The organism is Achromobacter ruhlandii, assembly GCF_002082135.1.
GTDB classification, from domain to species: Bacteria; Pseudomonadota; Gammaproteobacteria; order Burkholderiales; family Burkholderiaceae_B; genus Achromobacter; species Achromobacter ruhlandii.
In genome coordinates this window covers 3,575,568-3,583,995 of the sequence record NZ_CP017433.1, presented here as the reverse complement: position 1 = coordinate 3,583,995, position 8,428 = coordinate 3,575,568, and the positions used below count along the sequence as shown (strand labels likewise).

General features: G+C 68.8%; 10 protein-coding genes and 1 pseudogene. 2 read left to right on the top strand and 9 right to left on the bottom strand.

The genetic code is table 11. From position 1 onward, the window contains the following. The 6 genes and pseudogenes from AruCF_RS29955 to fliF all read right to left on the bottom strand — a co-directional run. Positions 1-586 (bottom strand): annotated as a pseudogene (locus tag AruCF_RS29955) (flagellar hook-length control protein FliK); the annotation flags it as partial. A 20-nt stretch (positions 587-606) separates the two neighbouring features. Then, positions 607-1,056 carry a flagellar export protein FliJ gene (gene fliJ, locus AruCF_RS16135; RefSeq protein WP_006385228.1) on the bottom strand — a complete coding sequence of 150 codons (450 nt, stop codon included), beginning with the start codon at positions 1,054-1,056 and terminating at the stop codon, positions 607-609. Further along, entirely contained in the window at positions 1,049-2,524 is a 1,476-nt protein-coding gene (fliI, locus tag AruCF_RS16130; RefSeq protein WP_049074327.1) for a flagellar protein export ATPase FliI, read from the bottom strand. The genes fliJ and fliI overlap by 8 nt, the downstream gene beginning before the upstream one ends. After that, positions 2,521-3,264: a flagellar assembly protein FliH gene (gene fliH / locus AruCF_RS16125; protein ID WP_049074325.1), complete on the bottom strand. Its 744-nt coding sequence runs from the start codon at positions 3,262-3,264 to the stop codon at positions 2,521-2,523. Before fliH ends, fliI begins: the two co-directional genes overlap by 4 nt. Further along, positions 3,257-4,267: a flagellar motor switch protein FliG gene (gene fliG / locus AruCF_RS16120; protein ID WP_049074321.1), complete on the bottom strand. Its 1,011-nt coding sequence runs from the start codon at positions 4,265-4,267 to the stop codon at positions 3,257-3,259. Before fliG ends, fliH begins: the two co-directional genes overlap by 8 nt. Next, complete coding sequence (gene fliF / locus AruCF_RS16115; protein WP_049074318.1) at positions 4,257-5,930, bottom strand: flagellar basal-body MS-ring/collar protein FliF; 1,674 nt, start codon at positions 5,928-5,930, stop codon at positions 4,257-4,259. The genes fliG and fliF overlap by 11 nt, the downstream gene beginning before the upstream one ends. A gap of 66 nt (positions 5,931-5,996) precedes the next feature. On the opposite strand from fliF, the gene AruCF_RS29215 reads away from it, so the two are divergent. Continuing rightward, positions 5,997-6,197, top strand: coding sequence for a hypothetical protein (locus tag AruCF_RS29215; RefSeq protein ID WP_156517846.1), 201 nt, complete (start codon positions 5,997-5,999; stop codon positions 6,195-6,197). Positions 6,198-6,278: 81 nt separating this feature from the next. After that, positions 6,279-6,611 (top strand): flagellar hook-basal body complex protein FliE, encoded by a 333-nt coding sequence (gene fliE / locus AruCF_RS16110; protein ID WP_049074315.1) that lies wholly within the window; start codon positions 6,279-6,281, stop codon positions 6,609-6,611. 276 nt (positions 6,612-6,887) lie between these two features. Here fliE and AruCF_RS16105 read toward each other — a convergent pair whose 3' ends face one another. The 3 genes from AruCF_RS16105 to fliK form a co-directional block, all read right to left on the bottom strand. Beyond that, a complete protein-coding gene (locus AruCF_RS16105) occupies positions 6,888-7,685 on the bottom strand; it encodes a flagellar brake protein (protein WP_049074312.1) in 798 nt (265 codons plus the stop codon). A 24-nt stretch (positions 7,686-7,709) separates the two neighbouring features. After that, on the bottom strand, positions 7,710-8,024 hold the full coding sequence (locus AruCF_RS16100; RefSeq protein WP_049074310.1) for an EscU/YscU/HrcU family type III secretion system export apparatus switch protein: 315 nt from the start codon (positions 8,022-8,024) through the stop codon (positions 7,710-7,712). After that, a partial coding sequence (gene fliK / locus AruCF_RS16095) for a flagellar hook-length control protein FliK (protein ID WP_254431135.1) occupies positions 8,024-8,428 on the bottom strand: 405 nt, incomplete at its 5' end. The genes AruCF_RS16100 and fliK, both read right to left, overlap by 1 nt.

Here is an 8,428-nt window from a genome sequence, read left to right as displayed (position 1 = left end):
GGCGGCGGTGACCACCGGCTGGGCGATCTGCGCATCGCGGCTGGGCCAGGGCGGCGGCGGCTTCGGCCTGCTGCGCCGTGGCGGCCACCGGCGTGCGCGGGGTGGCGATGGCGTCGTTGGCGGTCAGGGCAGCCTGCACCACGGCGGCGCCGCTGCTGATGGCCGTGGCGGCCGCCTGGGCGTTGCCGCGCGCCAGCTGGACCTGCTCGGCGGCCTGGGCGGCGATTTCCAGCGCCTGTTCCGGCAACACCACCGGCGTGGCGGGTTGCTGCGCGGCGGCGACGGCGAGCGCGCCGGCTTCGGCCTGGGTCGCGGTCTGCACGGCGTTGTCGATGGCCGAGGCGGCGGCGTCTTCGGCGTTGGCCGCTGCGTCGCCGGAGGGCTTGCCGCCGGACGCCGGCGCCTTGGCGCCGTTGTTATTGGCCGGCCGCGCGTCGGCGGACGGGTTCGGGCGCTGCTGGGCCAGCACGTCGGAGAACGACGGGCCCTTCTTGGTCGAGGCGGCCGCGGACTTGGCGCCGAGGGTGTCGGCGATCGAGACCGGCGCGGCGGGCGCGATGGCGGGCGTGGGCAGGGGAGCGGTCATCTTGGGCTTCCTGTGGGCAATTAATGCATCCCGGCCTGGCGCTGGACCAGGCGGGCGGAGTATTCGTCGTTGGCGCGCTGCTCGCGGCGGGATTCCACCACGGCCTGCGCGCGCAATTCGCGTTGCGCCAGGGCGTCGTACGAATTGAGCTTGCGCTTTTCCTGCTGCCAGTAGAGACGGCCCTTGGCCAGGTTTTCGTCGGCCTGGCGCAGCACGTTCTGCTGTTGGCCGATGGCGTCGTCCAGGGTGCCGATGAAGCGCTGATAGTTGTGGCAGTCGCTGGCCGACATACCGGTGGTCATGGCCTGTTGCAGGCGCTCCAGATAGTCCTGGCGATAGTCCTGCAGCATGCCGAGCTGGCGTTCGGCATTGGTGCGCTCGGTGCTGAGGCGGCCAAGCAGGCGGGCGGCTTCGTCCGTGCTCTCCTTGGCCAGGTTGATCAGCATGTCCAGAGGCAATTGGCTAGGCATAGGTGTCCCTCAATTCAAAGCTGGCGCGCAACTGTTCCACCGCGTCCTCGTAGCCGACGTTCTCGCCAATATCCTGCTGCAGGAAGGCTTCCAGGCGCGGGTAGCGGGCGATGGCGTCGTCCAGTTGCGGGTCGTTGCCGGCGGCGTACGCGCCCACGGCGATCAGGTCGCGGTTGCGCTGGTAGCGCGACAGCGTCTGTTTGAAGCGGCGCACCACCGAGAACTGCTGCGGCGTGATCAGCGAGGTCATGGCGCGCGAGATCGAGGCCTCGATGTCGATGGCGGGGTAGTGGCCGGATTCGGCCAAATGGCGCGACAGCACCACGTGGCCGTCCAGGATGGCGCGGGCCGAGTCGGCGATCGGGTCCTGCTGGTCGTCGCCTTCGGCCAGCACGGTGTAGAACGCGGTGATCGAGCCGGCCTTGCCGCTGGGCCCGGGCGCGCCCATGCCGGCGCGTTCGACCAGGGTCGGCAGCTTGGCGAACACCGACGGCGGATAGCCCTTGGTGGCGGGCGGCTCGCCGATGGCCAGCGCGATTTCGCGTTGCGCCATGGCGTAGCGGGTAAGCGAGTCCATGATCAGCAGCACGTCCAGGCCCTGGTCGCGGAAGTGTTCCGCCAGGCGCGTGGCATAGGCCGCGCCCTGCAGGCGCAGCAGCGCCGAGACGTCGGCCGGGGCGGCCACCACCACCGAGCGCGCCAGGCCCTCGGGGCCCAGGTTGTGCTCGATGAATTCCTTGACTTCGCGGCCGCGTTCGCCGATCAGGCCGACCACGATGACGTCGGCCTTGGTGTAGCGGGCCATCATGCCGAGCAGCACGCTCTTGCCGACGCCGGAGCCGGCGAACAGGCCCATGCGCTGGCCGCGGCCGACGGTGAGCAGGCCGTTGATCGCGCGCACGCCGGTATCGAGCACGGTGTCGATCGGGGCGCGCGACAGCGGGTTGATCGGCTGGGCCGACAGCGGCGCCAGTTCGGCGCCGGTCAGCGGACCGAGGCCGTCCAGCGGCCGGCCGGCGCCGTCCAGCACGCGGCCAAGCAGGGCATTGCCCACCGGCAGGTGGCGGCCCAGCTGCGGCTTGGCGTTGCCATTGAGCTCGGCCTTGCGCGGCAGCGGGATCTGGCGCTGCACGGGCGGTTCGCCGGGCACCACGCGGGCGCCGGGCGGCAGGCCGGAAATGTCGGCCTGCGGCATCAGGTACAGGGTGTGACCGTCGAAACCGACCACTTCGGCGTCGGCCCAGTGGTCGTGGCCGCGGGCGATCTCGATGCGCGCGGCGGCGCCCACCGGCAGGCGCAGCCCCGTGGCGTGCAGCACCAGGCCCGTGGCGCGCGTGATCTTGCCGCTGACCAGCCAGGGGTCGGTCGAGGCGGCGCGGATCGAGCCGATCTGCAGCTGGGTCTGCCAGCGGTCGATCACGGGCACGGCCGGTTGGCCGGGCTGCGCGGGGGCCGGATTGGCGCTCACGCCGGGTCCTCCCAGTGGACGTTGCGGCCCAGCGAGGCCGCGACGCGGCGCCAGCGGGTCTGCAAGGTGGCGTCGATGTCGCCGAATGGCGTCTCGGCGCGGCAGCCGCCGCGGGCGATGGATTCGTCGGCGAGCACGCGCCAGTGGCCTTCCTTGAGCTCGTCGGCCAGATGCAGGCGGATCAGCTCGATGTCGGCCGGATTGGCCCACAGGCGCATCTGGCCGCCGGCGGTGGGGTTGATGTGCAGCACTTCGCGCACGGCGCTTGCCACGGTCTCGGGCTGCTCGGCCAGCGTGGTGCGCACGACCTGCTGGGCGATGTCCAGCGCCAGCGTCAGCAGGCTCTGGCCCATCTTTTCTTCCAGCGATCCCACCGATTCAGCGCAGGCTTGCAGCAACGCGTGCAGCTGTTGCGCTTCCTGGGCGCCTTGTTCGCGCGCCTGGGCCAGGCCTTCGGCATAGCCGGCTTCGCGGCCGGCGGCCAGGCCCGCTTCATGGCCTTCGGCGCGGCCGGCTTCCAGGCCGGCGGCATGACCTTGCGCGTAACCTTCCTCGCGGCCCTCGGCGATGGCCTGGGCGCGCAACTGGGCCATCACCACTTCCGGATCGGGGCCCGGGTCGGGTTCCGGCTCGGGTTCCACTTCGACGGGCGGCGGCTCGTCGAACGACAGCATCTGCCAGCGCCGCCAGGCGGCGCTGCGCGAGATGAGCGTCGACTGGCCGGTATCCGCTTCAGACATACGCGTCGTCTCCGGAATTGCCCAGGACGATCTGGCCGCTCTCGGCCAGGCGGCGGGCGATCTGCAGGATCTTCTTCTGCTCGCCCTCGACCTTCGACATGCGGATCGGGCCTTGCGCTTCCAGGTCTTCGCGCAGCATCTCGGCGGCGCGGCTGGACATGTTGCGCAGGAACTTGGCGCGCAGCTCTTCCTGGGCGCCCTTGAGCGCGACCATGAGCGTGTCGTTGTCGATTTCCTTGAGGATGAGCTGGATCGCGCGGTCTTCGACGTCGAGCAGGTTGTCGAACACGAACATCTCGTCGATGATCTTCTGCGCCAGGTCGTTGTCGCGTTCGCGCAGGCTGGCGACCACGGTTTCCTCTTCGGCCGAATTCATCATGTTGAGAATCTCGGCCGCGGTGCGCACGCCGCCCATCTTGCTGCGCTTGGCGCCCTGGCCGGCCAGCACGGAATTGAGCACTTCGGTCAGTTCCGACAGGGCCGCGGGCTGCACGCCGCCGAAGGTGGCGATGCGCAGCATGACGTCGTTGCGCAGGCGGTCGGTCAGCAGCGCCAGCACGCCGGCGGCGCGGTCGCGTTCCAGGTGCACCAGGATGGTGGCGATGATCTGCGGGTGCTCGTCGCCGATCAGCTCGGCTACGGTGTGCGGGTCGAGCCAGTTCAGGGCGTCGATGCCGCTGCCGCCTTCGCCGGCTTCCAGGATGTCCTCGATCAGGCCGGCGGCGCGGTCGCTGCCCAGCGCCTTGGTCAGCACGGTGCGGATGTAGTCGTCCGATCCCAGCGTGACGGCCATGAACTGGTCGGCTTCCTGGCGGAACTCCTCCAGCACCACGGCCACGTCGTTGCGGGTGACTTGCTTGAGGCTGGCCATGGCGGCGCCGACCTGCTGGACTTCGCGGGCGGTGAGGTACTTGAAAACCTCGGCGGCGGCGTCTTCACCCAGCGACATCATCAGGACGGCGCTGCGCGTCATGCCGTCCATGGGCTTGGCATCATTTTTCATCTTTGGTCATCCAGGTGCGCAGGACCATCGCGACGGCGCGCGGATCCTTGTTCGCCATCGTGCGGGCGCGTTCCAGGTTGTCCTGGTAACGGTCGGTTTCCTTGGCGCGGGCCAGGTCCTGGGCCTCGCGCTGGGCTTCGATGCGCTCGGCCTCGGCCACTTCAGGATCGACCGGCGGGTACAGGTAGTCGCCCACCGAGCGGCGGATCTTGCGGTACAGCCACAGGGCCAGCACGCCACCCACCAGCCAGGCCAGGATGGTCTTGAACAGGGCGATCATTTCCGGATCGCGCCACATCGGCACGGCCGGCGGACCGTCGTTGAACTGGCTGTTGACCAGGTTCAGCGAGTCGCCACGGCTTTCGGAGTAGCCCATCGCCTCGCGCACCAGGTTGGTGAGCTTGCTCAGTTCCTCGGGCGGCAGGGCGGCCAGTTCGCCGTCCTTGTCGCGCACGTAGTTGACCACCACGGCGACCGACAGGCGCTTGAGCGTGCCGACCGGCTGCTTGATGTGGCTGATGGTGCGGTCGACCTCGTAGTTGGTGGTGGCGTCGCGGCGATCGCTGACGGTGCCGCCAGCGCCCTGGGCGCCAGCGCCGGTGGCGGTCTGCTGTTGCTGCTGGCCTTGTTGTTGCGGCTGGCCCGGGCGCGGCGGCTGGGTCTGCGGCGGGTTGGCGATCGGCGCCTGGGCGTTGGCCGGGGGCTGGTTGGACAGCGCGCCAGGCACGCCCTGCGCGGGATTGATGCCGCGCTGGTTCGACTCGCTGGTCTGCTGGCTGCGGATGGCGGCCTGGCCGGGCTCCTGGTTGGGGCGGTAGACCTCGGAGGTTTCCTCTCGGCGCGAGAAATCCATTTCGGCGCTGGCCTGGGCGTGGACGTTGCCCGGGCCGACCAGCGGGTTGAGGATGGTGAGGATGCGTTCGACGGTGCGCTGCTCGGTCTCGCGGACCATGCGCATCTGGTCGGCGTCCATGCCGCGGCCCTCGCCGGTGGGGGCGGACAGCAGGCGGCCGTTCTGGTCGACGATCGAGACGTTTTCGGCGGTCAGTTCCGGCACGCTGGAGGCGACCAGCCAGGAAATGGCCGAGACCTGGGCATCGCTCAGGCTGCGGCCGGGGTAGACGTTCAGCAGCACCGAGGCGGTCGGCGGCTGGCGTTCACGCACGAACAGCGACTGGCGCGGCATGGCCAGGTGCACGCGGGCATGCTGCACGGTGTGCATGGATTCGATCGAGCGCGCCAGTTCGCCTTCGAGGCCGCGCTGGTAGTTGATCTGTTCGGCGAACTGGCTGGCGCCGAAACGGGCGTTGTCCATCAGTTCGAAGCCGACCGAGCCGCCGCGTGGCAGGCCCTGCGAGGCCAGTTGCAGGCGGGCGTCGTAGACGCGGTCGGCCGGCACCAGCAGGGCGGTGCCGGTGTCGTTGTACTTGTACGGCACGTTCATGGAGCCCAGGGCGGTCACGATGGCGCCGCCATCGCGGTCGTCCAGGTTCGAGAACAGCACCTTGTACTTGGGCTCGCTGCTCCACATCGCCACGGCGACGATCAGCGCGACCAGCGCCGCGGCCGCGCCGAGCAGGATCGGCTTGGGCAGGGCACGTATCTTTTCCAACACGGGAAACTTCGCCAGAAGCGACGCGCTCAGGGTAGCCTGCTGATTCATTGGCGGCTCCCGCTGGCTTCGCGGAGCAGGGAAAATGACTTCATGTTCGGGTAGGGCAGATTACACATGCAACGTGCTTCTGGTCTGGGGAGAGCCTGGATTATTGCTGCTGCGTTAGCAAACCCAATCGTTGAAAACAGCGGTTTTTTGGCGTTACTTGTCCTCTATGTCGACAAGCGAGCGCGGCAGGTGGACGCGGGCGGTCGCGACGGGTGCCGGCCGCTGTGGGGCATTCGCGGAAATATCGGGTGTTTTGGCGGCTTTTAGCCGCTATGGCGCGCGCGATGGCGGGTTACGCTGCCAGCATCCTGGGCGTAGTCCCTCGTCCTACCAGCAAGGAATAACGTAATGGCTGTATCAGGCTTGTCCGGCATCGAAAGCATGCTTCAGCAGATGCGCGTGGCGGTAACCAAGGCCGAAACCGGCAACCTGGCCGCCGGCGAAAGCGTGGCCCAACCCGACGGCTTCGCCGCCGAGCTGCATCGCTCCATCCGCCGCGTCACCGCCGCGCAGAACGCCGCCACCGCCCAGGCCAAGGCCTTTGAACTGGGCGCGCCCGACGTGTCGCTCAACGACGTCATGATCGACCTGCAGAAAGCCAGCATCGGCTTCCAGACGGCCGTCCAGGTGCGCAACAAGCTGGTCGCCGCCTACAAGGAAATCTCGTCGATGGCCGTGTAACGGCCAGTCGGAGCGGATCACGGGGGGGGGGGCGGCAGCCGCGCCTGCCCCGCGCGAAGGCACGTTGCCAGCGGTTGTGGTCAGCCGTTGGCGATTGGTGTTTCCGCCGGCCGTTGTGGCCCGCCGTTCCTGTCGGTCGTTTTTGTTGGTTGTTATTGTCGGTTGTTCTTGCCGGTCGTTGTGGTCAACGGCCTTTCTCAGGCCCGTTCGCCCGCCGCGTTTTCGGCGCCGAACCGGGGCGCCTCCGCCCCCCGTGCGGCATGCATGCCCGTGCGGTCAGCGGGCAGTCTTCTCCAGCCGCCACACCACCTGCTGCAACCAGTTCTCCTGGCGCGCGTCCAGGTTCAGGAAGACCGCGCCCAAATGGCTCATTGGCGGCTCGCCCGTCAGCGACACGTGGGTCGGCGCCGGCTCGTCGGGGCTGGCGGCCTGGGTCATGGGCTGCCCCGAGATCGGGTATACATTGCGGACTTCCAGGTGCGCATTGAGCTTGCCCAGCTCGCCGAAATCCAGTTGCACGTCTTCGAGCACCGTGCCGCGTTGCGGCAGGGCCTGCACCGCCAGCTCCGCCCGCAAGCCCACCCCGTCCACCGAAATATCGCGCACCGAGAAGCTGATCGGCTTGTCGGTGGGAGCGGGGCGCCAGGACGCTTGGCAGCGGTTGGCATGGGTCACCAGCGAGGCCCGGAACATCTTGCGGCGCTGGATGCGCGCCAGACGTTCGGGGAAGGGCGACATCAGCGCCGCGCTGCCGTCATCGAAATGGATGACTTCGGGACGCGAGACGCGGAAGCGGATCTGCACGCCGCCGTAAGCCGTCGCGTGGAAATGGAAAGTGGTGCCGCTGAGCAGGCCCATGCTGTCGGACTGCTCGAAGTCGGCGCCCGCGTAATCGCGCGGGCGCCAGAAAAACTGTCGGGTCTGCTTGTCGGCGCCCAGCACCAACACCGCCATTTCCCGGTCCGCGGCGTCACGCACCAGGATGTGGCTGTCGGGGTGCGTCAGTTCGAAGAGCGCGGCGCGCATGTCTTCCGGCCGCGTGAGCAGGAATTCCGGATCGCTGGCATCCAACACGGTGGTGGTCCTTAGAGAGAGGGGTCAGGCAGGCGGCGCGGCTTCGGGGAGTTCGCGCGATTCGAGGCGATAGAGCCAGGCCAGCAATTCTGCCACCGCCACGTAGAGTTGGGGAGGAATATGCGAATCCAGGTCCACCTGCATCAGCAGTCCGACGAGTTCGCGCGATTCGTGCACGTACAGGCCGTTTTCCTCGGCGGCACGCACGATGGTGTCGGCCAACTGGCCGTAGCCCTTGGCCACCACGCGCGGGGCGGCGTCGCGGTCATCGTATGAAATGGCGACCGCGGCATTGCGGTTGGCGTTCGGGCCCTGGTCGGGCGGTGGCACGGTACGCATCAGAAATCCGTGGGGACGACGGGGCGGGGGTCGACCACGTTCACCACCAGGTGGCTGAGCGTGAGGCCGGCGGCCAGCAGGCGCGAGCGCAGCAGGTCGGAGGATTCGTTGATCTCGGCGGCGCTGTGGGGCGCGACCACCTGCAGCACGAGCTGGTCGCCCGCCAGGTTCAGGCGCGCGTCCACCAGGCCCAGGCGCGGCAGGTCGAGCTTCAGGCGGGTGGCCCAGGTGGACCCGGCGGAGTCCGGATCGCCGCCATAGGGGTCGCGCTCCACCTCCCACTCCATTGGAGCGCCAGGCCAGGCCTCGCCCTGCCAGGTCAGGGCCTGGTTGGCCAGTACGTCCAGCTGCTGGCGCACCAGCAAAGTCAGGTCCTGGTGGATGCCGCTGATCGGGGCGCCCGG

Coding starts and splice junctions, on each gene's coding strand:
- fliJ (WP_006385228.1), bottom strand. CDS start 1,056: ATGCCTAGCCAATTGCCTCTGGACATGCTGATCAACCTGGCCAAGGAG.
- fliH (WP_049074325.1), bottom strand. CDS start 3,264: ATGTCTGAAGCGGATACCGGCCAGTCGACGCTCATCTCGCGCAGCGCC.
- fliG (WP_049074321.1), bottom strand. CDS start 4,267: ATGAAAAATGATGCCAAGCCCATGGACGGCATGACGCGCAGCGCCGTC.
- fliF (WP_049074318.1), bottom strand. CDS start 5,930: ATGAATCAGCAGGCTACCCTGAGCGCGTCGCTTCTGGCGAAGTTTCCC.
- AruCF_RS29215 (WP_156517846.1), top strand. CDS start 5,997: ATGCAACGTGCTTCTGGTCTGGGGAGAGCCTGGATTATTGCTGCTGCG.
- fliE (WP_049074315.1), top strand. CDS start 6,279: ATGGCTGTATCAGGCTTGTCCGGCATCGAAAGCATGCTTCAGCAGATG.
- AruCF_RS16100 (WP_049074310.1), bottom strand. CDS start 8,024: ATGCGTACCGTGCCACCGCCCGACCAGGGCCCGAACGCCAACCGCAAT.